This is a genomic window from Protofrankia sp. CiP3, from assembly GCF_917627345.1.
In the GTDB taxonomy this organism is placed as follows: Bacteria; Actinomycetota; Actinomycetes; order Frankiales; family Frankiaceae; genus Protofrankia.
The window spans coordinates 27,902-52,425 of record NZ_CAKJTM010000006.1 but is presented as its reverse complement, the minus strand read 5'-3'; the positions used below and the strand labels follow the sequence as shown (position 1 = coordinate 52,425).

General features: G+C 68.4%; 22 protein-coding genes, 1 tRNA gene and 1 pseudogene. 15 read left to right on the top strand and 9 right to left on the bottom strand.

From position 1 onward, the window contains the following. Window positions 1-23 precede the first annotated feature (23 nt). From MJ797_RS03750 to MJ797_RS03725, 6 genes are read left to right on the top strand one after another with little or no spacing between them, the layout of a single operon-like run. Complete coding sequence (locus MJ797_RS03750) at window positions 24-1,610, top strand: hydantoinase B/oxoprolinase family protein (RefSeq protein ID WP_239331958.1); 1,587 nt, start codon at window positions 24-26, stop codon at window positions 1,608-1,610. Between the two features lie 32 nt (window positions 1,611-1,642). Then, window positions 1,643-2,587 carry a UTP--glucose-1-phosphate uridylyltransferase gene (locus MJ797_RS03745; protein ID WP_239331856.1) on the top strand — a complete coding sequence of 315 codons (945 nt, stop codon included), beginning with the start codon at window positions 1,643-1,645 and terminating at the stop codon, window positions 2,585-2,587. Then, window positions 2,587-3,909 (top strand): gephyrin-like molybdotransferase Glp, encoded by a 1,323-nt coding sequence (gene glp, locus MJ797_RS03740; RefSeq protein WP_239331854.1) that lies wholly within the window; start codon window positions 2,587-2,589, stop codon window positions 3,907-3,909. The genes MJ797_RS03745 and glp overlap by 1 nt, the downstream gene beginning before the upstream one ends. Next, window positions 3,906-4,415, top strand: coding sequence for a cyclic pyranopterin monophosphate synthase MoaC (moaC, locus tag MJ797_RS03735; RefSeq protein WP_239331852.1), 510 nt, complete (start codon window positions 3,906-3,908; stop codon window positions 4,413-4,415). The genes glp and moaC overlap by 4 nt, the downstream gene beginning before the upstream one ends. Beyond that, a complete protein-coding gene (locus MJ797_RS03730) occupies window positions 4,412-4,963 on the top strand; it encodes a molybdenum cofactor biosynthesis protein B (protein WP_239331850.1) in 552 nt (183 codons plus the stop codon). Before moaC ends, MJ797_RS03730 begins: the two co-directional genes overlap by 4 nt. After that, a complete protein-coding gene (locus MJ797_RS03725) occupies window positions 4,960-5,592 on the top strand; it encodes a GNAT family N-acetyltransferase (protein ID WP_239331848.1) in 633 nt (210 codons plus the stop codon). The genes MJ797_RS03730 and MJ797_RS03725 overlap by 4 nt, the downstream gene beginning before the upstream one ends. 422 nt (window positions 5,593-6,014) lie before the next feature. On the opposite strand, the gene MJ797_RS03720 is transcribed toward MJ797_RS03725, so the two are convergent. Beyond that, window positions 6,015-6,227: a hypothetical protein gene (locus MJ797_RS03720; protein ID WP_239331846.1), complete on the bottom strand. Its 213-nt coding sequence runs from the start codon at window positions 6,225-6,227 to the stop codon at window positions 6,015-6,017. Between the two features lie 157 nt (window positions 6,228-6,384). On the opposite strand from MJ797_RS03720, the gene MJ797_RS03715 reads away from it, so the two are divergent. From MJ797_RS03715 to MJ797_RS03695, 5 genes are all read left to right on the top strand, one after another. Further along, entirely contained in the window at window positions 6,385-7,428 is a 1,044-nt protein-coding gene (locus tag MJ797_RS03715; protein WP_239331844.1) for a hypothetical protein, read from the top strand. Between the two features lie 102 nt (window positions 7,429-7,530). Next, on the top strand, window positions 7,531-8,073 hold the full coding sequence (locus MJ797_RS03710; protein ID WP_239331842.1) for a hypothetical protein: 543 nt from the start codon (window positions 7,531-7,533) through the stop codon (window positions 8,071-8,073). Between the two features lie 614 nt (window positions 8,074-8,687). Next, window positions 8,688-9,395, top strand: a complete 708-nt coding sequence (locus MJ797_RS03705; protein ID WP_239331840.1) for a hypothetical protein — start codon at window positions 8,688-8,690, stop codon at window positions 9,393-9,395. Between the two features lie 129 nt (window positions 9,396-9,524). After that, window positions 9,525-9,601 (top strand) — tRNA-Ala (locus MJ797_RS03700). Window positions 9,602-9,719: 118 nt separating this feature from the next. Then, on the top strand, window positions 9,720-9,917 hold the full coding sequence (locus MJ797_RS03695) for a hypothetical protein (protein ID WP_239331838.1): 198 nt from the start codon (window positions 9,720-9,722) through the stop codon (window positions 9,915-9,917). A 68-nt stretch (window positions 9,918-9,985) separates the two neighbouring features. On the opposite strand, the gene hisG is transcribed toward MJ797_RS03695, so the two are convergent. The 5 genes from hisG to MJ797_RS03670 form a co-directional block, all read right to left on the bottom strand. Next, window positions 9,986-10,840: an ATP phosphoribosyltransferase gene (hisG, locus tag MJ797_RS03690; protein ID WP_239331836.1), complete on the bottom strand. Its 855-nt coding sequence runs from the start codon at window positions 10,838-10,840 to the stop codon at window positions 9,986-9,988. Window positions 10,841-10,962: 122 nt separating this feature from the next. Then, on the bottom strand, window positions 10,963-12,210 hold the full coding sequence (locus tag MJ797_RS03685) for a deoxyguanosinetriphosphate triphosphohydrolase (RefSeq protein ID WP_239331834.1): 1,248 nt from the start codon (window positions 12,208-12,210) through the stop codon (window positions 10,963-10,965). Continuing rightward, complete coding sequence (locus MJ797_RS03680; protein WP_239331832.1) at window positions 12,207-12,914, bottom strand: hypothetical protein; 708 nt, start codon at window positions 12,912-12,914, stop codon at window positions 12,207-12,209. The genes MJ797_RS03685 and MJ797_RS03680 overlap by 4 nt, the downstream gene beginning before the upstream one ends. Beyond that, window positions 12,911-14,542, bottom strand: coding sequence for a carbamoyltransferase C-terminal domain-containing protein (locus MJ797_RS03675; RefSeq protein WP_239331830.1), 1,632 nt, complete (start codon window positions 14,540-14,542; stop codon window positions 12,911-12,913). The genes MJ797_RS03680 and MJ797_RS03675 overlap by 4 nt, the downstream gene beginning before the upstream one ends. Beyond that, the gene (locus MJ797_RS03670) at window positions 14,539-15,918 is read right to left on the bottom strand and encodes a glycosyltransferase family 4 protein (protein WP_239331828.1); all 1,380 of its coding nucleotides are present in this window, start codon (window positions 15,916-15,918) and stop codon (window positions 14,539-14,541) included. Before MJ797_RS03670 ends, MJ797_RS03675 begins: the two co-directional genes overlap by 4 nt. A gap of 325 nt (window positions 15,919-16,243) precedes the next feature. On the opposite strand from MJ797_RS03670, the gene MJ797_RS03665 reads away from it, so the two are divergent. From MJ797_RS03665 to MJ797_RS03660, 3 genes are all read left to right on the top strand, one after another. Beyond that, a complete protein-coding gene (locus tag MJ797_RS03665; protein ID WP_239331826.1) occupies window positions 16,244-17,632 on the top strand; it encodes an XRE family transcriptional regulator in 1,389 nt (462 codons plus the stop codon). A 238-nt stretch (window positions 17,633-17,870) separates the two neighbouring features. Beyond that, the gene (locus MJ797_RS26925; protein WP_255738265.1) at window positions 17,871-17,993 is read left to right on the top strand and encodes a hypothetical protein; all 123 of its coding nucleotides are present in this window, start codon (window positions 17,871-17,873) and stop codon (window positions 17,991-17,993) included. Beyond that, complete coding sequence (locus MJ797_RS03660; protein ID WP_239331824.1) at window positions 17,990-18,640, top strand: 2'-5' RNA ligase family protein; 651 nt, start codon at window positions 17,990-17,992, stop codon at window positions 18,638-18,640. The genes MJ797_RS26925 and MJ797_RS03660 overlap by 4 nt, the downstream gene beginning before the upstream one ends. A gap of 219 nt (window positions 18,641-18,859) precedes the next feature. Here MJ797_RS03660 and MJ797_RS03655 read toward each other — a convergent pair. Together MJ797_RS03655 and MJ797_RS03650 are read right to left on the bottom strand one after the other, a co-directional pair. Further along, window positions 18,860-19,576: pseudogene (locus MJ797_RS03655) on the bottom strand (endonuclease/exonuclease/phosphatase family protein); the annotation flags it as partial. Next, on the bottom strand, window positions 19,573-20,673 hold the full coding sequence (locus MJ797_RS03650) for an aldo/keto reductase (protein WP_239331822.1): 1,101 nt from the start codon (window positions 20,671-20,673) through the stop codon (window positions 19,573-19,575). The gene MJ797_RS03650 and the pseudogene MJ797_RS03655, both read right to left, overlap by 4 nt. A gap of 83 nt (window positions 20,674-20,756) precedes the next feature. On the opposite strand from MJ797_RS03650, the gene MJ797_RS03645 reads away from it, so the two are divergent. Next, complete coding sequence (locus MJ797_RS03645; protein WP_239331820.1) at window positions 20,757-21,098, top strand: hypothetical protein; 342 nt, start codon at window positions 20,757-20,759, stop codon at window positions 21,096-21,098. Here the strand turns inward: MJ797_RS03645 and MJ797_RS03640 are convergent. Then, a complete protein-coding gene (locus tag MJ797_RS03640) occupies window positions 21,095-23,440 on the bottom strand; it encodes a hypothetical protein (protein ID WP_239331818.1) in 2,346 nt (781 codons plus the stop codon). The genes MJ797_RS03645 and MJ797_RS03640 overlap by 4 nt on opposite strands. Between the last annotated feature and the right edge of the window lie 1,084 nt (window positions 23,441-24,524).

Below are 24,524 nucleotides of genomic sequence, written 5' to 3'. Positions count from 1 at the left end.
CGGCGAGCCGAACGGAGGACGAGATGGATCCGGTGACGTTGTCGGTGCTGGCGAGCGCGCTGGCCGGTATCGCCGAGGAGACGGGGACCCTGCTGGTCCGCAGCGCCTACTCGTCCAACATCAAGGAACGCCGGGACTGCTCCGCCGCCCTGTTCGACGCGGCTGGGCGGATGGTCGCCCAGGCCGCCCATGTTCCGGTGCACCTCGGCGCGATGTACGAGTCGGTGCGTGCCGTGTCCGAGCGCGGTGCCGCGCCCGGTGACGTGTGGGTGCTCAACGACCCGTTCGCCGGGGGGAACCATCTGCCCGACATCACCCTCGTCTCGCCGCTGGCGGCGGAGGGTGAGATCATCGCCTATGCCGCGACCCGCGCGCACCATTCGGACGTGGGCGGGATGCGGCCCGGGTCGATGCCGGCCGACTCGCGGGAGATCTACGCGGAGGGCCTCATCATCCCACCGGTGCGGCTTGTCGCCGACGGTGTGTGGCAGGCCGACATCCTTGAGCTGATCTGTGCGAACTCCCGGACCCCCGAGCTGCGGCGGGGCGACCTGCGCGCGCAGGCCGCCGCGAACCGGCTCGCCGGCATCCGCCTGGCCGGGCTAGTCGAACGTCGGGGCCTGTCCGTGGTGCTGGCGGCTTTCGCCGAGGTGCTGGCCTATGGCGAACGGCGGAGCCGAGCAGTGATCGCGAGCCTGCCGGCCGGCCGGTACACCGCTGTCGGCGAGGTCGAGGGTGACGGCGCGGGGGACGACGACATCCCGATCCGGGTGACCGTGACGATCGAGGGGGACGCGCTGACCGTCGACTTCGCGGGAACGGCGGCGGCGGTACCCGGCAACGTGAACTGCCCGCGCGCGGTCACCCGATCGGCCTGCTGTTTCGCGTTGCGGGTGCTGCTGCCCGACGACGTCCCGGCCAACGACGGCACCTACGCGCCGCTCACGGTGCTGACCGAGCCCGGGTCGCTGGTGGACGCGCGCCGGCCGTCGGCGGTGGTCGCCGGCAACGTCGAGACCTCCCAGCGGATCGCGGACACGGTGCTCACGGCTCTCGCCCAGGCCGTCGCAGCCCAGCCGGCAACGGCGGGCTCGCCCGCGGGCCTGCCCGCGCAGGGCCAGGGCACGATGAACAATGTGGTCATCGGTGGGCGTGGGTGGACGTACTACGAGACGTTGGGCGGCGGCCAGGGCGCGTCCTCACGCGGACCGGGGCCGTCCGGTGTGCACGTCGGGATGACCAACACTCTGAACACTCCGATCGAGGCGCTGGAGCTGGAGTACCCGATGCGGGTCGAACGCTACGAGCTGGACCCGGCCACATCCGGGCCGGGGCTGCACCCCGGTGGCGCTGGGCTGGTGCGGTCGATCCGGGTGCTGGAACCGGCGACCCTGTCGCTGCTCACCGATCGCCGTCGGCATGCGCCACCGGGCGCCGCTGGCGGTGGGCCGGGCGGGATGGGCCGTAACGAGGTGGACGGTGTCGCGCTGGCGCCCAAGACGAGCCTTGAGCTGGCTGCCGGCGCGGTCGTCACGATCCGTACCCCCGGCGGTGGTGGGTGGGGGAACCGGGAGGCCTTGTGCCCACCCGGCGCGACCGCGCCGCGGTGACCCTCCGCCCGGCATGCGGTTATGGTTTCGCCATGTCAGTAACGAAGGCGGTGATTCCGGCTGCGGGGCTGGGCACCCGGTTCCTGCCCGCGACCAAGTCCCTTCCCAAGGAGATGCTGCCGGTCGTCGACCGGCCGGCCATCGAGTATGTGGTGGAGGAGGCGTCGCGTGCTGGTCTGCGAGACGTCCTGCTTGTTACGAGCCGCACCAAGAAGGCGATAGAGGATCATTTCGACCGGGAGGCCGAGCTGGAGGCCGCCCTGGAACGCAAGGGCGACACGGCCCGCCTGGACAGGGTCCGCGCGTCCGCCGGATTCGCCGAGGTGCACTCCGTCCGGCAGCAGGCGCCGCGCGGGCTCGGGCACGCGGTGCTGTGCGCGGCCGCGCACGTCGGTCACGAGCCGTTCGCCGTGCTGCTCGGCGACGACCTGATCGACGAGCGTGACCCGCTGCTGGTGGAGATGCTCGCGGTGCGGCAGCGTTTCGGGGGAAGCGTCGTGGCCCTGATGGAGGTACCTGAGGATCTTGTCTCCCTGTACGGGGTCGCGACGGTTGACCCGGCGCCCGTCACAACCCCCGCCGGGGATGCGCCGGCCGCCGGTTACCAGACGGTCCGCATCCGGGACCTGGTGGAGAAGCCGCCGGTCGCCGAGGCGCCCAGCAATCTCGCGATCATCGGCCGGTACATCCTGTCGCCGTCGATCTTTGCCGTGCTGCGGGAGACACCACCCGGCCGCGGGAACGAGATCCAGCTCACCGACGCACTGCGGACGCTCGCGACGCTCGGTGACGATGCTGGTGAGCCCGTCCACGGAGTGGTCTTCACCGGGCGTCGGTATGACACCGGCGACCGGGTGGACTATCTCAAGGCCGTGATCAGGCTCGCCTGTGAGCGGTCGGACATCGGCGCGGAGCTGTACCCGTGGTTGGAGGAGTACGTCTCTTCCGGGGGGCCCAAGGCTGAGCCTGCTCGGTGATGAAATCGGTGGACGAGCATGTCGCCGGCATCCTCGACGCGATCGTCCCGCTGCCACCACGGCCGTTGCCGCTGCGGTCCGCCCACGGCTGCGTGCTCGCGGCGGGCCTGCACGCGGCTTCCGCCCTGCCCGGGTTCGACAACTCGGCCATGGACGGATACGCCGTGCACGCCGCGGACGTCGTCGGCGCCAGCCCCGATCGGCCGGTCACCCTGCCGGTCACCGGGGATATCCCGGCGGCGGCGGGCACACCGTCGCCGGTGGCGCGCGGCACCGCGGCGCGGATCATGACAGGCGCGCCGCTGCCGCCCGGCGCCGACACCGTCGTCCAGCTTGAGTGGACCGACGGCCGGATGGACCGGGTGACCGTGACGCGTGCGCCCGTACCCGGTCAGCACATCCGCCGCGCTGGCGAGGACGTGGCCGTGGGCGATCTGGTCCTGCCCGCCGGGCGGCTGCTCGGCGCGGCCCAGCTCGGCCTGCTGGCCGCGCTCAACGTGGCGACGCCGGTTGTGCATCCCCGTCCCCGAGCCGCGGTGCTGTCGACCGGCAGCGAGCTGGTCGAAGTGGGGGAGCCCCTCGGCCCGGGGCAGATCGTCGACTCGAACAGCCACGCGGTGGCGGCGGCGGCGCGCGAGGCGGGCGCGGACGTACGGCGGCTTGCCGGTGTCCCGGACTCCCCGGCCGCGTTCGCCGCGGTCTTCGCCGACATCCTGGCCGGGACCGATGTGGTGATCACTACTGGCGGGGTGAGCGTGGGCGCCTTCGACGTGGTGAAACAGGTTCTCGCTGGGCCGGGGAAGGTCCGTTTCGAGTCGGTGGCCATGCGGCCCGGGATGCCGCAGGGGTTCGGCGTGATCGACGGGGTGCCGGTGTTCACGTTGCCGGGCAACCCGGTCAGCGCGCTGGTGTCGTTCGAGCTGTTCGTCCGGCCCGCCTTGCTGCGGCTGCGGGGACTTGCGTCCGTGCGGCGCCCGACGCTGGTGGTCACCACCGCCCACGAGCTGCGCTCGCCCCGCGGCAGACGCTCCTATCTGCGGGCCCGGTTGGCCGCGTCTGATGCCGGACGGCCGCCGGTCGCCCACGTGGTGGGCGTTCAGGGCTCGCATCAGATGTCGGCCCTGGCGGTCGCGGACGCGTTGCTGATCGTCCCGGAGGACAGCGCCGACGTGCCCGCGGGGACGGAGCTGACAGCGCTGTATCTCGGCGGTGACCTGCCGGAGTTCGGTGATCCGGAGTTCAGTGACCCGGAGCCCGGCGATCCGGAGCGCGGTGGTGACCGGGCGGTCGTGGGCCCGGTCCAGCCGCGGGCGCGGGCGTGAGCGAGCCGGGGCTGACCCATGTGGATGCCGCCGGTGCCGCACGCATGGTCGACGTCTCGGCCAAGGAGGTGACAGCGCGGACGGCTGTCGCCCAGGGGTGCCTGCGGGTCGCGCCGGCCGTCGTCGGCCTGCTTCGTGGCGCCGGTGTGCCCAAGGGAGACGCGCTCGCTGTCGCCCGGCTGGCCGGCATCATGGGTGCCAAGCGCACACCTGAGCTCATCCCGCTGTGTCATCCGATCGCGCTGTCAGGGGTCCAGGTTGAGCTGACCGTTTATGATCATGGTGTCGAGATCACCGCAACCACCCGGACGACGGACCGCACCGGCGTGGAGATGGAGGCGTTGACCGCGGTCGCGGTGGCTGGGCTCGCCCTGCACGACATGGTCAAGGCGGTTGATCCGGCCGCGACGCTCACCGGCATCCGGCTGCTGGCCAAGACCGGCGGGCGTTCTGGTGACTGGCACCGTTCCCCGGATGCGGATGGGCCGGACGGCGTCATCCGATGAGCCACGCGTCGGGGGTGCCGGCGGGCAGCCGTGCCCGGGTGATTACCATTTCTGATCGGGTGTACGCGGGCAGTTACGTTGACCGTTCCGGTCCGTCAGCCGCCAGGGCGCTCCGCCTGATCGGTTTTTCCGTCGACGACGTGGTCGTCGTCCCCGACGACCGGTCGGCGATCGTGACCGCGCTGGAGGCGGCCGTCGCGGCGGACATCCACCTGATTGTCACCACCGGTGGTACCGGCCTCGCGCCCAGGGACGTCACACCGGAGGCGACCCGGCAGGTGATCGACCGAGAAGTGCCCGGGCTCGCCGCCGCACTGCGCGACGCCGGGCGGGCGAAGATCCCGACCGCGGTTCTTTCCCGCGGCATCGTCGGTGTCCGGGGCGACACGCTGGTGGTGAACCTGCCGGGCTCGGCGGGCGGTGTCGCGGACGGCGTGGACGTGCTGGCTGGGGTCGTCGGGCATGCCATAGCCCAGATACGCGGCGGTGGTGATCATTTTTACGCCGATCCGGGCGCCGCGGACCGGGAGCCGGGAGGGGCGGGATGAGGGCACCCGGGTGGCCGGCAAGTCTGGCTGACGGAGCGGTCGGGGTACGTCCGCTGCGGTTGCGTGAGGCTGTTACCTGGGTCGATATCCGGGTGCGTAACGGTGACTGGCTCGTGCCGTGGGAGGCGACCCCGGCGATGATGCCTGTCACGGCGGACGCGTGGGCGCAGCGCCAGACCATAGGGGTCTACAACCGGATGGTGCGGCGGCTGCGTCAACAGGCGCGTCTTGGCACGGCGCTGCCGTTCGCGATGACGTTTCAGGGGCGGCTGGTGGGGCAGGTCACCGTCTCCACGATTGTTCGTGGTGCGCTGAACAGCGGGCATGTCGGCTACTGGGTTGACCGCGGGTATGCCGGGCGCGGTATCACCCCGACCGCGGTGGCGCTGGTGGTGGACCACTGTTTCGCCGCGGCGGCACTGCACCGGGTGGAGGCGCACGTCCGCCCCGAGAACACGGCCAGCCGCCGGGTGGTGGAAAAGCTCGGCTTCCGAGAGGAGGGGTTCCACCGGCGCTATCTGGCGATCGGGGGAGCTTACCGGGACCACATCAGCTATGCCGTCACTGTGGAGGACGCCCCAGAAGGGTTACTGAATCGCTGGCGTGGCATCCGCGCGTCACAGAGCTGAGAGTAACCAGTCGGATATCGTTTCTTGACTTCAGGTAGTCACACGATTGCTCTTGCGTGCTGTTGCGTGTGATGGTGACCACCTGGAGGATGAGGTTGTCACGGTTTGTCGGTCCATTAAGATCCTTTTGTGCTGTGGGGGCGAGCCGTCATAAAGGTGACTGGCCTTACTGCTGTCTTACGGTGACTGCGATGTTGCCGAATGTAAACGTGGTACGCATCGCGATAGTGCGACACGCGGGCTTCAGGTCGGTGACCAGACGGTATTCCCTCACTAACGTTCCTTAACACCGCTGGCTGCGTGAGACTTTTCATGATCGCGTCGCTTGGGCCTCACCGCATTTCGGCATGGCTGGCTGCGAGGTCCGAGCCGGCCGGCGTCATCATCGATATCCGAGTCGGCAGGAAGGCCACCGTCCATGGTCAGCTGGCCTGCGCGGCAGTCTGCGGCGTCCGAGCCGCGTGCGGGCTGTTGCGGGTTCGCGGCATGGCGCCGCCTTCCACATCCGCGGCCATGAGCGCGCTCATCTGGCTCGCGATCGTCGCGGTCTGGGGTTTCGTGCTAATCCCCATGTGGTTGAGGCACCATGACAACACGCTGGAACAGCGCTCAGCTGAACGTTTCACGATGGCCATGCGAGTCCTCGCGTTGCGGGGGGTGCCGTGGTCGGGCAGGGGGTCCGCGATGCGGCCAGGCGCTTCCCGGCAGGGTGCCGACCCGGCTTCCCGACCCGCGCGTCCCGTTTTCCCGGCGGAGAGCCATCCCCCTGGCGCCAGCGCATCCGGTCACGCTATGCCTGGTCGCGGTCCGGCTGGAAAGGGCGCTGGAACCGGACGGTATGCAACGCCCGCGTCGCGGCGGAAGGCCGACGCGCAGCGGCTGGCGCTGGTTCGGCTCCGCCGCCGGCGATTGTTGATCATTTTTGTCGCGGTACTGATGACCGCGTTGCTCACCGGGTTGTTGCGTGGTCTATGGATCTTTCCTCAGCTCCTGGCGGATGTCGCGTTCGTCGGCTACGTAGTCCACCTGCGCCGGACCGCCCGAGCGGACCAACGCCTGCGAGCCTCCCGCCTGGCGCTGGACCGCCGGATCGCGGCGGAGCGGGCTGCCCGCTACGGCCGTCAGACCGCTCGCCCCAGTGCCACCGGCAGCGCGGCCGGGCCATGGGCGGCCGGCAGCGAACCGTTCCGGCTCTCCGACCCCGTCGCGGTCCATCGCGACGCCGATATCAGCGATGATCTGATGACTGCCGCCGCGGAGACGGTCGACCTCACCCAGATCGCGGCGGCTGCCGCGGCACGCGCCGGGGCAGCCGGCGTCAGCCGGCAATCGCGTGTCGTCGAAGGCGCGGTCGTCGGCAATCAGGGCGGCGGCGTTGGCGTTGGCGTCGGCGGGGATGTCCGTCCGGTCGACGGGCTCGTCGGCAGCGCGATGGCCACCGAGGAGGGCGTCGGGGGAGACATCGAGGGGGCCGCGCGGACCGTGGCTGGTGCCGCTGGCGACTCCGCGGACGCCGCTTACTTCGGTTACTCCCACGCCGCGACCGTCGACGCTGGATTCGAGGCCGACGGGAACGAGGACGCGGGCTGGGCCGATGCCGAGTGGGATTCCAGCCAGGAGGCCGGGTCCACCGGCGGCGGGCGTTCGGCGGGCCGGGCGGCGGGGGCTCGGCCGAACTCCTCCAAGCCGGGGCGGGTGCAGGTCAATCCGCCGGGGGCGCACGGTGGGCTGACCGCGGGGCCGGCGCCGACGGCCGACTCGCAGCAGCCCGAGGTGGGAACCGAGGATCCGGACGAACCAGACGAGCTGTGGCGACGGCACGCGGTCGGCAGCTGACGACTCGGCTGCCGGGCGCCCGCCTGATCGACGGTTGAAAAAGGTGCTCCAGTCGTACGGCGGATGGATGTGTGCCAAAATCCACATCGTGATGGGCCACTGATGATGTCGGTGATCGCTGTTTTTGGTGGCGTCCAGATCGACAACCGAGATACCGAACCGCCTCGCTTTCGCGAACGTGATCTGCCTGATGTCGAACGGCGGACCAAGGCCGCCCTCGCGAAGCTGCGCCCACGGCTGTTGATCGGCGCGGCTGCCTCCGGAGCTGACCTGGTGGTGTTGGCCGCCGCGCGGTCGGCAGGGCTTGGCGTGCGGGTGGTGCTGCCGTTTGATGTCGACACGTTTCGGCGGACGTCGGTCCATGGCCGTGGATCTTTCTGGTGCGCCCGGTACGACCAGCTGATCGGCTCGTTGAAGCCGTGTGAGCTGGAGATCCTCGGTGAGGTCGAGGACGACACGGTGTACCACCGCACGAACACCCGCCTGCTCGCGCGCGCCGTACAGCTGCGGCGAACACCCGCCGAGGGCATCGTCGCGCTGGTATTGCGTCCGGTCGTTTCGCACCGCGCGTCGGTGACCGACGATCTGGTGGACAAGGCCAGAAACGCGGGCCTGCCCATCATCGAAGTGTCCACTTTCGGCTGACTCGGAACAGCCCGTTGGCGGCCCCGCTTGGGCACCCCGGCGCTTGGTCCGGGACCTCCGGCAGCCCTGCGGCGGGCGATGGTCGCAGTTGTGCGTGGCCTGTTGGCCGTCTCGACAGCGGCACGTACAGCCTGTGCATAATGGGTGCGTGACCATCCGCGCGCCGCGTATCTCCGGGCTGTTCTCCGGGGCTGTGACGTGCGTCCGCCACCAGCGTCACGTCAACATCACCACATGCTTCCGGCTGTTCCCCGGGGCTGTGACGTGCGTCCGCGCGGGGGCCTGTTGTCGGTGCCCTCGCGTGCGCTGACGTCCGCACTACCGTCCGGCGTCCCTGGCCTGTTCATTCGGTCGCGCGCGAGGGGTCATCGTCGGAGAGGCCCGGTTGCTTCCGGCTGGCTTGTGTAGATCAAACGGCATGTGGGCGATGCGTCCCCAGATGCTCGCCTGAGGCTCACTCGGGCATGTGATCCGTGGTCGCCGTGGGGCCGTCCCGGCTGGCATCGTTTATTTTTCTCTTTTTTGTTTCTTAATTCGTCATCTGTTTGTTATTTGTTTGCCATTCGGATGGCATCCGCCAGTCATTGCCGATGTGAACGCAAAGGGGCGTCACAATGAGTTATGACCTTAGTGGTCAGTGTGCCGGGATCTCCGGCGATCTGGCTGGCTGGGAGTGGACGTTCGACGAGTGGACGTTCGACGAGTGGACCGCGCACTTGCGGGCCGCTGGCTTTCGGCTCTGCCCAGCCAGCTGCGGGGTGCCGGTGGAACTGCGCGGGCTGCGTCCGGACGGGTTCGGCTTCCATCTGCGCTGTCGCGGCGTGCGGATGACGCTGTCCGTGTTTCGTCCCGGTCGCGCGATGTGGCAGTTCCCGTACTGGGACCCGACATGGACCCCGGAGGAGGGGCTGTCGCTCTGGATGAATCATCCAGCTGATTATTCGTCCTGGGGGGGACGGGCGTTTGAGAAGCGGATCTGTTCCGCATTGGATGCGGACAGCGATGGTGACGTCATCGACAGCGGTCCGGCGCGCCCCGGCGCTGCCCCCGACGGCGGGGCTGTTTTCGGCCGTGCTCGTTTGTTCTTCGAGCGTGAGGATGTTCCCGATCACCAGGTCGTCTTCGACGGCGGTCGGGAACGCGGCTGGCGTGGTCACGAGGCCGGTCTGCTGCGGCCGGGGGAGGCCGCGAAGCTGTTCGCCCGGCTGATGGCCGAGGCGGACGCGGCTGCCGGTGTTGGCGTTGATGTCGGCCTGGCTGTTGCGCGGCTGCCCCGCGCGAGGGTGGGTGAGCCGCGGCTGATCCCGGCTCGATTCGACTGATGCGCGGCTGCTCCTGCGCCGATATCTCCCAGCGCCGCACGAGATCATGATCTTATGGAGATCGCATGGAGTGTGGCTGGGCCTGCTCGTCACGCCCGTCCAGGTCTGCGGTAAGCTGCAGGAGCTCCAGGGGGTGTAGCTCAGCCTGGTAGAGCGCCTCCCTCGCACGGAGGAGGCCAGGGGTTCGAGTCCCCTCACCTCCACCAGAGTTGCCATGTTCGAACCCCGGTTGGCCTCGGTCGACCGGGGTGGATTTTTTTCGATGGGAAGCGGGCCGTAGGGCCGCTGCTGGGGCATGCGGCCGGTGAGGCTCGGTGCCTGTCCGTGTGGGCCGGGGTCGTCGTCGTGCCGGTCGGTCTCCGCCGTGTTCTCAGGATCTTGGGTGTCCTCGATGAGGCTTCGTGTCTCAAGGGCGAGACGGACGTCGAGATCCTCGGCGAGGAGCTGAGCGAGGGGGCTGCACGGATCGGCGCCCGCGAGAGTGTGTCCCAACAGGGCGCCAGGCACGTCCACGCCGTCTGATATCGGTTATCTCTCAACTACGCGTGGCGCTGTGGCTGTCGGTTGGCGACGCGGTCGGTTCGGTGGCGTCAGTGGCGGAACGCGCGGATCGGGGTTGCGAGGATGGCGCGGGCGCCGATGGCTTCGAGCGCGTCCATGACGGGCTGGGTCTGATCGGTGGGGACCAGGGCGCGTACGGCGAGCCAGCCTTCGCGGTGCAGGGGTGCGACGGTGGGCGATTCCAGCCCCGGCGTGATCGCTACCGCCTGGTCGAGGACCGCTGCGGGGATGTCATAGTCGATCATGACGAAGTCGCGAGCTACCTGGACGCTGCGCAGCCTGCGGACGAACCGCCGGGTTGCCTTGTCGGCGTCTGGCTTGGGGGCGTGGGGGCGGATGACGACCGCTTCGGAAGTCATGATCGGCTCGCCGATGGTCGTGAGGCCGAGGCGGGCGAGCGTCGTGCCGGTTTCAACGACGTCGGCGATGACGTTGGCGACCCCGAGTCGCAGTGACGTTTCGACGGCGCCGTCGAGACGGACGATCTGTCCGGGCTGTACGCCGTGTTCGGCGAGGTACTTGGCGACGATCCCGGGGTAGGAGGTGGCGATCGAGGTGCCGGCGAGGTCGCTGACTGATGTGCCTGCGCCGGGTGTGCCGGCGAAGTAGAAGGTCGACCGTGCGAAGCCGAGGGGCAGGATTTCCTCGGCTGCTGCGGCGGAGTCGATGAGCAGGTCGCGTCCGGTGATCCCGACGTCGAGGCGCCCGGAACCGACGTAGACGGCGATGTCGCGGGGCCGCAGGTAGAAGAACTCGATCTGGTTGTGCTTGTCGACAACGACGAGTTCCTTGGTGTCGGTGCGGGTCGGGTAGCCGGCCGCGTGGAGCATCGTCGTCGCCGGAGTGGAGAGAGAGCCCTTGTTCGGAACGGCGATGCGCAGCATGAAGATCCTTTGTGCTCGTCGGTGAGTCGGGCGACAGTGTCGCAGAGTCCGTAGCGGGTGGCATTGCGTTTTCGGTTGGTCGGTCGGGCGTGTCAGGCTGCTTCCTCATTCGGTGGAAAGGTTCATGGGCCGTGTCCGGATGGGCGTGCGAGCAGAGTGCGGTGGCGGGCGCGGGCGCCGGCGTCGGTGAGCCCGGCGATGTGGTCGACGACGATCCGGAGGCGGGCAGGGTCATCGTCGGCCGTCGCCCAGGCGTGTGCGGACGGCGGGTCGAGGGCGTGCGGGGCGGCTGCGAGCAGCGCGTCGGCGAGCTCGAGGAGTGTCTGTCGCTGTTGGTGTCGGCGGTCGCGGCGTGCGGATGCTCGCAGGATGTGGTGCAGGGTGAGGGCTCGTAGCCAGGCGACCTCCGCGTGGGCTTGCGCCGGGATGGCGAGGCGTCGCCGGTGTCGGCTGCGGCGACCGGATTGCGACCGGTCCTGAGTCACGGTTTCGGTTATGTAGTGCTCAGTGAGCGATTCGGTCAGGTGGCGCAGTGTGGCCTCGGCGTCGGAGCTGCCGTCGTAGCCGTCGCGGAGAAGACCCGTTATTGCCGGGCGGCGCGCCAGTTCGGACGCGGCGGTTTCGACGTCGGCGGCCGGCTGGCTTGTGATGCGGTCGGCGGCGAGGCGGGCGAGGGCGGCGCGTTCGCCGCGGTCGGCGAGCAGGTTGGGATGTAGGAGCCGTGCCCGGATGCCGTCGTCGAGGTCGGCGACGGCATTGGCGACGTCGTCGGCCCAGTCGACGATCTGCGCCTCGAAGCTGACGGCCCGTTCGGTGTGGTGGTCCCGAATCCAGGCGAGGACGGGCAGGTCGTCGTCGTAGACGCCGAAGTGGTGGTCGCCGGGGCGGCGTGGCCAGGGGTACTTGCAGGTCGCGTCGAGGGTCGCGCGGGTGAGGTTCAGCCCGGCGGGTGCAGTTGGGGCTCCGGGTTCGAGGCGGGTGAGGATCCGCAGCGTCTGCGCGTTGGCGTTGAAGCCGCCGACGGGCCGAGCGATCTCGTCGAGCGCGGTCTCGCCGTTGTGTCCGAACGGGGGATGCCCGAGATCGTGGGCGAGACCGGCGGTCTCCAGCAGCCAGGAGTCGGCCCTGAGCGGGCTGCCGATCGCGCGGGCGATGCGGGCGACTTCGAGGGAGTGAGACAGGCGGGTACGCGCGCTGCGGCCTTCCTCGACGTCGAGGGCTTGCGGCTTGCCCGCCAGGGCACGTAACGCCACCGAGTGCACAACCCGGGAGTGGTCGAGGACGAATGGCGCGCCCGGTCGGCCGGCGTCTGGCTCGCGGTGCAGGCGCTGGCGGTCGGCAGGGGTGTAGCGGTGGCGTCGGATGGTCATATCGGTTCCCCGTCCGCGGTGCTCTCGTCGAACAGCCGGTGTAAGGCAGCCGGGCTGAGGTATCGCCGGTAGACCGGGTCGTCGGCGAGGTTGCGTCGGGTGGCGCCGGCGAAGTGTGCCTGGAGGTACATCAGGCGGCGCAGCAGGCGGGCGTGGATGGGGCGCCGGTCGGGGTCGAGGGTCTGGCCGGGGGGCAGCGTCCGCAACGCCACCGTGTTGATCAGGCGGTTGGTGTCGAGGAGCCGGAGCCGTCCGCCGGTGTTGACGGCGAGGTTCTGGAAGCGGGTGTCGATGATGTCGGGGAGCAGCGTGGGCTCGCTGACGGCCCGGTCGAGGAGCCCGCGGGTGATGCGGATGAACTGAAGCAGATCGTCAACGCCGGCCGGTGGCAGGTCTGTGGGGCGGGTGCGGTTGAGTGGCCGGGTCGTGTCGACGTCCACCCATTGCTTGACCAGCAGGGTTTCGGAGATGTGGGCAGCTGGGTGGGGAACGAACAGGCGCTGTGTGGGAAGGAGTTCGGGCAGGGCCGCGTACACCTGTCTCAGATAGTGGTATTCGTCGCTGACCTTGGAAACGGTCAGCTCGGGGCAGTCGACGGTGAACAGCTGGATGCACCACCGGCTGCCCGGTCGGCGGAACACCTCGCTGTGTTCGCCGTCGCCAACCCGCTGGTAGCGGGCCGAGGGGCGTGTCCGCAACGTCATCGTCGGCTGGTCTTCACCGAGTCGAGAAGCAGAAGCGCGGTGTCGGTGACCACCGCGTCAGCGCCGAGACGACGGGCGCAGTCCAGTGCTTCGGCTGCGGAGTCGACCAGTGGCTCACCGGGCCCGTTGAAGGATGTGTTCAGCAGAACCGGCGGGTGCCCTCGGCAGGCGATCTCGTCGAGCACGGCGGCGACGAACGGTTCGTCGGCGTCGCGAAGGCGCTGCGGGCGGGTGGTGCCGTCGACGTGGGCGATCGCAGGCAGCTCGGCGGCTCCCAGCTCGGTGAGCCGGGCTGCGCCGACCATGTAGCGGTCCAGGTGTCCCACGGACGACCACCAGAGGCCAGGGTCGGCGTTGGTGACCGGACCGAACGGCCGCCACAGCTCCCGGCGTTTGAGCACGTTCATCCGCTGCCGCATCCGCGCCGAGACCGGGCTGGCGAGGAACGATCGGTGGCACAGCGCCCGCGGCCCGGCCTCGCTTCGTCCGCGGCACACACCGACAACCCGGCCATCGAGCAGAAGGCCCGCGACGCTGTCGACATCGACGTCGCGCACGATCACGCCGGTGAGGCCATCCGGACGTTTTTCGGGATAGCCGCCAGTGTATGCGGAGAAGATCGCCGGACGCGTGGGTGGTGTCAGTGACCATGCAGCGCCCAGCGCGACGCCTGCGTCGTGGGGAACCGGCGGGACATAGAGCAGGCCGGGTAGCCGGCCGTTGACGGCGCAGTTGAGCCCTACGCCTCCGGCTATACACAGCTCGTCGATTCCCGTCAGCGAACGAGCGCGTTCGGCGAGCCAGCGCACGACCGTCTGGACGGTGAGTTGGGCGGCACCGGCGACGCGGACGGCCACCGGGTCGGCGTCGAGGGATGCGGGAGGCTCGGTTGGCCGGTCCATGCCGGCGAACGCGACGACCCGCTCGTGCCAGCGGCCCTTGAGCACGTCGTAGTCCTGGCCCGGGTCGCTGCCCAGCACGCAGACCAGCCGGTCGCCGTCGGGGACGAGCCAGCCGGGATCGATCGGTACGTTGCCGGCGTCGTAGGCCGCCAGCCCCATCGTCCGCCCGGCGCCGTGACGCCCCAGGCCCAGCCACGCGCTCACCGCCTCGTACATGTGCCCGACGCTGTAGACCTGCGGCCAGGACTCCACCCGGACGAGCGGGCCTCCGCGCCGCGCCCGGTAGATCGAGGTGTTTTCGTCTTCGCCGTTGCCGTCGAGCACGAGGACGGCAGCCCGGTCGTACCCGCTGGCATGAAACGCCGATGCCGCGTGCGCGCGGTGATGCGGCACGAAGTGCAGATCCGGCCAGCGAGGCCCGCGGAACCCGAGTGCGGTCAAGAACACGCGGGGGCTGTCGAACCGCCAGGGCTGCCCGGCGCGGCTGCTCATCCGCGGCTCGTCCCAGCCGACGGCGACCACATCGATGTCCCCGGCGGTAACGGCGGCCAGGTTCAGGCATCGGCGGACCGACAGCGAGGGCATCCGCACACCGCGGGCGTGCCGGGTCCGGGTGAGCCGTTCCTCCTCCACGAAGGCGAGAACGGCGCCGTCGCCGTCGGTCAGGCAGGCGCTCGGATCGTGGTAGGTCCCGGTTCCGGCGTTCACTCCCAGAACGAACGTCATCGCGAACCCGCCCCGGCGAAGGTATCGGCCGGAGCCTGTCGGGTGATCAGATCCATGTAGGCGTCGGCCATCGCGCGCAAGTTCAGACGCCGTGCCGCGGCCCGCCCCGCGGAGGCCAGCCCGCCGTGCAGGGCGCTGTCGTGCAGGAGCCGGTCCAGCGCCTGCGCGATCGCGGCTGGCTGACTGGGCGGCACCAACAGCCCAGACACCCCGTCCTCGATGTACTCGGCCGGCCCGCCGTGATTCGTCGTGATGACCGGCACGCCGGCCAGCATCGCCTCGATGTTGGCATAGCCGAACGGCTCAGGCTCCCGTGAGGCGAGCACAGCGACGTCGGCGGCGGTGTAGCAGGACGCGACCTCGGTGGGGTCCAGCTCGTCGAGCAGCACCACCGTCCCGTTCAGCCCACGCCGGTTGATCTGCGCGGCGAGGTCGTGGTCGTAGGAGGGCCAGCGGCTGTCTGACATCCCCGCACCGTTGATCACCACACGGATGCCGCCCGCCCGGCCCTGGTTTCGCAGGATGCCGGCGGCCTCGATGACGTCCTGGTGGCCCTTCCACGGCACCCGGCGGGCCGACACCAGCACGACCCGACCGTCCAGCGGGACGCAGTTGCGAGCCGCGACCCGCGGGAACACCCCGCGGGCGCCGTCGATGCGCCGCCCGAACTCGTCGGCGTCCAAACCGTTGAGAACCGTGGTGACCGTCCCGGCGGGGACACCGGCGTCGATCAGCCCTTGGCGGATCATCCCCGACACGGCGATCAGTTTCAGTGTCAGGCCGGTCTGGTCGATCCGGCTCGCGACGTAGCCGAGCCGGCGGCCTGCGCTGGCCGTGTCGTGCACGACGGCGGTGACATTCAGCCAATCCAAGCCCGCCGCGGCGAGCACACCGAACCGCTCGGCCTTCAGCACGGCGACGAGCGGATTGAGCCCCTGCACCAGCAGATGCGCCGTCCCGGCCGCGCGCACCGCCGCCGTGTACTGCTCGGCGAGCGCCAGCCACACCGGGTTCGCCGGGTCGTCGATCCGCTCCTCGTAGTACAGCTGGACCAGCGCCGGGTCCTTGCCGCCGGTCGCCTCGCGACGCAGATACTGCGGGAAGCCCGTCGCAACGGATCGCCACTGGACTATCGGCCCGTCGGGAATCTGTAACGGCCGTACCGGACACGCGGCGGCCGACAGCCTTCCGCCGGTCTGCGTGATCGCGATCCTGGTCTCGGGATGCTCCCGGACGAGACCGGCCAGCAACTGGTGAGTGTGCTCGACGATACCGCTCATCCGAGCCGGTTTGATCATTCCGCTGTCCACGTATCTGCCTCGCACGTCGTACGTACAGACGTGCAGGGCATCGGGAAACGGCCGCACCAGAACCATCGCCTTCCCCATTTCCTTGTCGCGCTTTTCCTTGTCGCGCTCCTTGAGGGGCCCACGCGTCCCCTTGGTGAGGTGGGACAGGAAGGCCGCCTGCCCCGCCGGACCTCGTCAGCAGCGGGGCAGGCTGCGCGGCGGCGGGAGAAGTCGCGGCCGAGTCGGAAGGAAACCGAGCCGACCTATTCCCGCTGCGTGGCAGTCATGGAACACTCCGCCGCAGGCGCGGAACAGACTGTGTGCCGCACGCGGCGTTCGTGCCGCGGGCACGCGTCCGTGCGGTGCGTGCGGCACACAGCCGCGTGCATGGCCCGGCAGGAGGTGGAGCTTCGTGCGGAATGGTCCCCAGCAGCCGCGGTCCGCTCGCGCCCGTTACATCGCCCGCGCCGAGGACTACCGGAAACGACGCAGTCTCAGCTTTTCCGCGCTGGCGCGGACGATGAGCGCGAGCGGATGGCGCACGTTCGACCGGGCGACCGCCACCGCCGCGGTACGCGGCCACCAGTCAGGCAAGGAACACCTGCTACCCACCCGAGAAACGGTCGAGCACCTCGACCGCGCCCTCGGCGCGGACGGCGAACTCCTGACACTCTGGCAGGACGCCTCCATCGAGGACCACGCGATCGGGATCGGGGCCCCGCCACCGGCCACCCGCGCCGGTGCGACTGGACGTGCCCCCGAACAGGCAGCGACAGTGGAAACGGACGGGGAGGTGGGTCCCACGAGACGACGTGATGCTCTACGCAGCGGGCTGGTGCTCAGCTCGGCGACCGTCGCCGCCGCTCTCGCCGAGCGCATCGCCGCCGCCGACCCACGCCCCGCCAACCTCGATCGGTATGAGGCCGAGATACACCACATCGCCCGGACCTACCGCACCACACCCCACGTCGAACTCGCGCAAAGACTCGAACCGGCCTGGCTGCGCACCGAGCAGATCCTCGACACTCGTGTCTCCGCCAATGTCCGGCACCGGCTGACCTGGATCGCCGGCTGGCAGACGTTCTACCTGGGTACCCTTGGATTCGATACCGGCAATGACCAGGCGGCCCGGGAGTTCCTCGCCCTCGCCGGCCAGCACGCTACCGACACCGGCGACCGCCTCCTAGCCGGATCAGCCGCGGCGATGCGATCCACCGTCGCCTACTTCAACGGCGCCTACGACACCGCAGCCGACATCGCCCACGAGGCCGGTCAGCAAGCCCACCCCTTCAGCCTGCCGATCCTCGCCGGCTGCGAAGCCCGCGCTGCCGCCCTCGCAGGCCGATCAGAAGACGCTCATGCAGCGCTCGGGCGGATGCAAGACCACGTCTGGGACGGCGGGGACATGCCAGGCCCGAATCCCGGCGACGATGCGTTCGCGCATGCCTTCCTCGCCATCACACTCTCCCACCTCGGCCAAGGCGAGAAAGCCGAAAGCCACGCCCGAACCGGGCTGGACCTCGAACTCGCCAGCGGACCCGACAACTACGTCCAGATCAGCGGCAACTGGACCGCCGTCGGCATGACTTTTCTCAACCGAGCCCGCCCCGACCCGGAACAAGCCGCCGCAGCCGCCCGAGAGGCCCTGCTCGTCCTCGGCGCCACCCCAACCCGCGGCGCACTCCAAAGAGTCGGGGACATGCTGCGGCATATGACCAGCCGATGGCCAGAACTGCCCGCCGTCCGCGACTTCGGCGACGTCGTCGCCCAGTCCCGCCTTGTCCCTCCCGCCGACGCCTAGCCCCCGGCTGGCCCGTCCCTGTTGCGGCCGGCGTAGCGCCCTGCTGAGGGACGTACTGACCTCACCGGCGGGCGAGGTACTACGCTGCCGAGCATTTCGCCCGCCGTGGGGGGCCGATTCAGTATCCGTTCGCGCTTGGTCGGCCTTGTGCGCCATCCACAGCGATGTCGGCGGCTCCGTTGACCCAGCTCGCCCGGTCGGACAGTAGGAAGGTGACCACATCGGTGACCGCGACGGCGTGCGGGAGGCCGTGGGCCGTGCGTTCGCCCTCGCCGCACGCACCGAACCCTGGCGGACCCTGCCCGTCGTCGCCGAACTGGCCGAGGTGTCCCAGGCACTGGCCCACGACGCGCCGCGGTGAGCGAGCACGACCCGGTCCACGACGACTGGGAACGCTTCCGGGTCCTGTCCTCGATGACCGACCACTGGGACCGGCCCGGCTGGACCCCGGGCCGTCGCAGCTTCCACTGGTTCCTGACGTTCGACAGCGCCGCGCTGCGCGACCTCGCCGCGACCTGCCAGCAGCAGCTGCGCGACCTCGACTGTCTCGACCCGGTGCCCGCCGACGGGCTGCACCTCACCGTGCGCCGGCTCGCGTTCACCGACGAGATCGACCCCGCCACCCTTACCACGGTCACCCGCCGGGTCGCGGACCGGTGCCGTGACCTGCCGGCGTTCGGGCTGCGGGTCGGACCGCTGGCCGGATCGAGTGGCGCGGTCCGCTTCACCGTCACCCCCTGGGAATCACTGGTCCGACTGCGGGACGCCGTGGACGACGTGTCCGCCGCCTGTGGCCTGCCCGCCGCCAGGCAGCGTTTTCGTCCGCACGTCGGCATCGCCTACTGCAACCGCGGCACGCCCGCGGAGCCGATCATCCGCCGGGTCGCGGGGCTGCGTGACCTGCCCCCGGCCGAGGTCTCCGTGGTAGATCTTCGGCTGGTGCGGCTGTACCGCGACGGCCGGACCTACCAATGGGACACCGCGACCGTCGTCCCACTGAGCCCCTGACACGCCACACCTGGTCACTGTCAGACGGCGCGGGGATGCAACAGCGGGCGCTCGATCCTTCTGCGGGTGGGGGCCGCTGGCCGGCGGCTCACGGCCGGGCGAGGGCCAGCTGGGCGGGTCCGACCGGGGAGGAACGACGGCGGCGACGGCCATCGCGGCATGGTCGCTGAGGCCCTCGTGGCGGGGGGCGTGGACGTAGTCGCATCGGGTCAGGTCGAGCCGGTCGTGGGTGAGGAAGGTGTGGTCGAAGCGGTAGCCGTTGCCGCCGCGGCCGTACCAGCTGTGGCCGGGGGCGTCGGGATGCAGGGTGCGGTAGGCGTCGGTGAGGCCGGCGTGGGTGAAGGAGCGGTAGAAGTCGTATTCCCAGCGGCCGAAGACCGGGTAGTGCGGGACGTGGCCGGGTTCGAGCACGTTGAGGTCGCCCGTCACGACGACGGGTCCGTTGACGTTGGCGAGGAGCTGGGGCAGCGCTTGGGTGACGGCGTGTTGGAAGGCGCGCTTGTTCTCGTTGCGGCGTGCGGCCGGCCCGCGGGACGGGATGTAGAGGCCGACCAGGCGCAGCCGCTGTCCACCGATCCGCAGGTCGACGGCGGGCGCGCGGTGGGCAAGGACGTCGATGCCGGTCGGCACGGGTTCGAGGGGTACGTGGCGGGAGGCGATGACCGTGCGGTAGTCGGGCAGGCCCGGCCGCAGGGCGTGGATGTGGGCGTAGCCGTGGTGGGCGAGTGCGTCGAGCAGGGCGTGGCCGCCGGGCCCGTGGCCGACTTCGGTGAGCACGACGAGGTCGGCGTCGGCCTGCTGTTCGAGCCAGGCGGCCTGGCGGCGGGCCCGGTCGGGTGCGGCGTGCTGGGCGTTGAACGTGACCAGCCGCAGCTCGGTGGTGGACACGGGAGCCGCCGTGGTCGGGCTCGGGAACAAGGATTGTTGCGGGTTCATGCGGGCGGGGCCGTTTCGTCGCCGAAGACCTCACCGGCGGCGTCGAGGTCCTGCTGGAGCTGACCGACGGTGGCCCGGACGAAGCTGAGGTCGTCGGCGGACAGCGGCGTGTCGAGGGCGGTGAGGTTCTCGTGGACCTGGTCGGGGGTGGTGAAGCCGACAAGGACGGCCGCGTTGTCGGCGCGCTGGAGGCTGTAGGCCAGCGCCACCCGGACCAGGTCGCGGGTCGACGGGCCGAACCGGTCGCGCAGGGGCGCGAGCCCGCTGTCGACGACCGCGAGTGCCTCAGGGGTGTACCAGCGTTTGCGTTGCCGGTGGTCCCCGTCGCCGAAACGGGGCGGCCGGTGCGGGTCGTATTTACCGGTGAGCAGGCCCTGGCCGAGCGGCTTGTTGATCAGGATGCTGGTGTGGTGGCCGGCGGCGAGGGTGAAGATGTCCGGCTGGCCGGCGGGCGGTGGTGGGGTCAGCGGGTTGTGGCGGACGGCGAGGTAGTCGGGGCGGATGCGGTCGAACAGGGCGCGGAACCGGGCGTGCTTGTCCGGCCGGGCGGATCGTGGCTGGGTGAGCCGGTGGGGGGCGTAGCGGTGCGGGCCGCGCATCCCGACGCAGCGCACCAGGCCCTGGCGTTGGAAGTCGCGCATCTGGGCGATGGCACTGTCGAGGTAGCGGTCGTCGGGGCCGAACTCGTTGTGGTGGAAGAAGTAGATGTCGAGCCGGTCGGTGCGCAGGTTCTCCAGGCTGGTCTCCAGCTGGCGGCGCATCGCGGCGGGCAGGTAGGCGTGGGCGGCGGTGCCGGCGAAGTAGCCGACCTTGGACGACAGTACGAGACTGTCCCGGTCGACGTGGGTGACGAGGTGGCCGAGGAGGCGTTCGGAGTGGCCGTGGCCGTAGACGTCAGCGGTGTCGAACAGGTTCGCGCCCAGGGCGTAGGCCAGTTCCAGCCCGGCACGGGAGGCGTGGTCGTTGGCGGTGGACCAGCCCATCGGCAGGCCGAGGTTGTGGTCGGGTCCGCCGATGGCCCAGCAGCCGACGCCGATCGGGTGGACGGTCAGGCCGCCGGCGAGCGTCCGGGCGGTCAGGAGATTCGGTGCCGTCATCTCGTTCCCCTCGTTGTCCGCCGGCTCTCGCTGGGATCGACCTGTGTGTGGGCGCTGCCGGTTGTGACGTTAGGGTCACCGGCATGACGATTCCGGACCCTGCCACCCCGCTGGACCTGGATGCGATCAGGGCGAAGGGGTGGGCCGACCGTAGCGACTTCCCCGGCGCCGAGTTCGACCGGGCACAGGTGTTCTACGTGGCGATGCGCGCCCACGACGAGCGGTTGCACGCGGTGCGCGCGCAGGCGTCGGCGCTCATCGAGCGGTTGACCGGGCAGTGGAATACGCGGCCGCAGCCGTCGCGCAGATTCAGGATGAATCCGTGTTCTCTGTCCATGGCTGGCCCATGGGCCAGTAGGGCATCATTCTATATACGATCGCTAGGCGACGACCTTCGCGCATTCCGACTCACCCATCTGCGTTAGATTTCAGGCTCTAGATGGGACCGTTGCTGCCGATGCGCCTTGGCGAGTCGGTCTTGAAGGCTGGGGTGTCGAAACTGATATAGCGGCCCGACGGTGCGAAGAAGATTCTTCTGGCGCGCATCCGCCAGAAAAAGCATCCCGTTCAAAGGAATCCCGTAGCTGCGAAGCTGGAGAAACAGCAGGGTGATCCGCCATCGGTCGGATGCCCCGATCAAGCACCCTAGATCCACGACGATTCCGATGCAAACTCCGGCGACGATGCCGGGGATTACACCGTGCGCAAGTCCGTTTTTCAATCCAAGCGGAAGCCCGAGCGCTAGGCCGGCGGCCAGACTGAAGGCGACTGCATTTTCGTGGTTCCGGAGCCAGGATGTCTGGGGATCAGTAACAGCCTGAATACCAGCGGATGGTCGGGCGAAGCCGACCATGAGACCGAAGGCGATTATGCTTGCGATGCCGGCTACAAAACCGTGCACGTATCCATCCGTCAACCCATACGTCAGCCCGATCGGCAACCCTGCTGTCGCTCCTGCTACGGCATCTAGCCTTGCTCGCAGCGTCATCCACCAAGACCTGTTTATCCATCCCAGGTCCTGGTGCGCGCCGCTCGCAACGTACCCGGCTGCGATACCCGCTAGAAGCCCTGATGAAGTGCCGAAGAAGTAGTTAGACTGGTTGCCGACTGCCATCGTGACAGCAAGTCCGAACAGAAGGCCGACCGCGCTGTTGGCCTCACCGAGATACCGGTCGATCAATCTGAATCGGCCCGCCCGATGAGAACGGCGTCCTCGGGCCTCCGAGACAAGTCCTGCCACTAGTCCGAAAATGAAACACATTATCGATAGATACAAGGCTCCAAACGATGATCCAGTCTCCCCTCTCACCGCGTACTGGCCAAGTGGGCCGAACATCAAAGCACCTATAGGTGAACCAATCAGCATACCTAGCATGGCCGTCGCAAGAATTCGGGGAACAGGCGAGGCCCAGTGGTGCATCTGCCACCAAGCCAGATCGCGGGTATTTTCCTCATTCATCTTGGCGGCAATATATCCTAGCGCGATTCTCGCTTTATCGGGACCAACTGTAGAAGAATCGCGGGAGAATCGCCTATAGGCGACGTCGATAGACCGGTCCATCAGGTGCTCTTCGACGGCTTCTCGGCTGTCGAACCGCCCTGGGACTAGGAGGCCGTCGGCGTCATCGGGTTCTTGAATGGCATCTCGTAGATGTGTCAGGACAAGAGGCGAGTCCAGTGCCTGCGTTAGGAAGCTCTCCGGGTTTTCTCTCAGGAACGTGACAACTCTCTCCCATTGCGGAGGCATGGGATCGGTCTGACAGGTCTCCAGATAAGAAGCGACGTCCCCGGCCGGGATTGGCAAGAGCTCTACTACCGCACCGGCGTCTACAGGGCGGCCCCTGTGCACAGCTGCGGCGAACTCCCTGTCGCGGCTCAGTATGACCAACCGGAACGTCGTCAGTCGACGGATCTCCTCCAATGCGTCGGCATGAAGCTCGCACGACATCTCGTCAAAGCCGTCAAGGAAAAGTGCAACCCGACCATCTTCGACCAATTTTGCAGCGGCACTCCGACCACCACGTGTTGATCGAAGAAATTGATAGTCCTTCTCAAGTCGGCCGGTCAGCCATTGGGAAAGATTCTGGTGGCGAGGGTCCCATCCATGAGCGGTCAGCAATACTGGCACTGGTACCTTAGCCCGTTGGACATCGTCTAGGCCGTCACGATGTGTCGACGCGTCGAGCAGCATCAAGATGGCGGAGGCCGATTTTCCGCTGCCGTATTTTCCCATGACGACAAGCCGGCCTGACTCTACCCCACCATATGCGTCGAATAGCTCTTGGAGACCGCCAGACTGCAAGCTCGCAGATGTGGCCGACGTAACTCCAGGCAAGGGAGGGAAGAGGGCATGTCGGTGTGATTCATTGACGACCACCTCAAGCTTGCTGGTCATGCCAGGCGCCCAACGCCATCGCACAGGGATCGCCGGAAGGCGTATCAATCCTCGCTTGTCAGCCTCCCAGATCCACTGTTTCTTGACCGCAGCCGCGAGCTCCTCAGCCACATCGGTCAACCAGTCGCTCGGAAGAGACGCCGCAGATTCTGACGGCAGACTTTCAACCTGGATGTTTGGCTGCTCGTCCGCCACCTTTCTTGCAACAGCAGATCCCTGGTGTCGAATCCATAGCGCTGTCACCTCCTCTAGTGACACCTTTAGCTCCCGTAGGGTCCTAAGGACATGCTCATCACCGGGGTACTTCCTCATCTCGCCTTCCAAGCCGCCTATCAGAATGCCTCTTGCCTCTCCTACCATCAACAGAGGCATGACTAGACCTCCAGTCAGCCAACGCTGCCAGCTTGCCGGACTCGCACTGGACCTTTTTGCGAGCGCCCTGTATGACAGTCCGCACCGTTCTTTCGCCTCCCACATTCGATCCAGCGCTTCATTCATACCGGGTGTCAGATCACCATTAGGTGACGGCGGACGGGGCACCAGCTACTCCTTACCTATCGCGCTACGTTGCGCCAGGTGATCAGTATCACATCTCCTGATTTGGGATAGTACTCGGCTCGGTTCGGCAACGGCTCGTTGAGGCATCTCGGGGTGTCCCGCGATGTCTCAGGACAGATAAATGCTGGTGAGAACCCTTGGGGACCGTCACGCTCGTGCCAACGCCGAGCCGCGGCGCGACACGAAGGGCAGACAGATGACCAATCGCTATCCATTTCCACGGCGAGCAACCACAGCAGAGCAGAAGGGTAAGGCCGGATCAGTACCAGTTGTGCCGCCACGTGGCGGAGTTTCGCTGAGGCAAAATCCTGTGCGAGCGAGGCGCTTGTTCGCCTCGCTTGGCGTCAGCATTGCACTTGCTTACTCGGTGCTCGTGACGGCATCACCTGCATCCGCCGCTCCGCCATGTGGACTAAGCTACAGCGGACCGGTCTTTGGCCAGTACACCTACACTATTCGCAACTGCCACAGTTATGGCGTCCGGCGCAAGCTCGATCTCCGAATCTCCGAAAGCTTATCGTCGGCTATCCGGACGGGCCTTGCCGCTACATTCCAGCAAACTCGTCCGTCCGTGATTGGATCAGCGCCCCGGACAGCGTCTACATCGCTGGAATAAAGCCCTGCTAGCCCACAGGTAAATCCTGCAAGGGTCGCCGCAGCTCACTTGAACCAACTGAGAGCCGCGGCGACTTCTAGCTTACCTCATTATTACTCGCAGAGAGTGTAAGTACATGCGTCGAAACCGCCCGCGACAGGACAGCCGCTTGCGCGCCAAGAACCGAGCAGCGAGACACTCGCACAGATTTCCAATCTGCAAGAAAACCGGGAAGCGTCGCCTCGGTGAACGCAAGGACGTTAAACTGGCTCTACGAATAGCTCTCCAAGCTCGATCGACAGC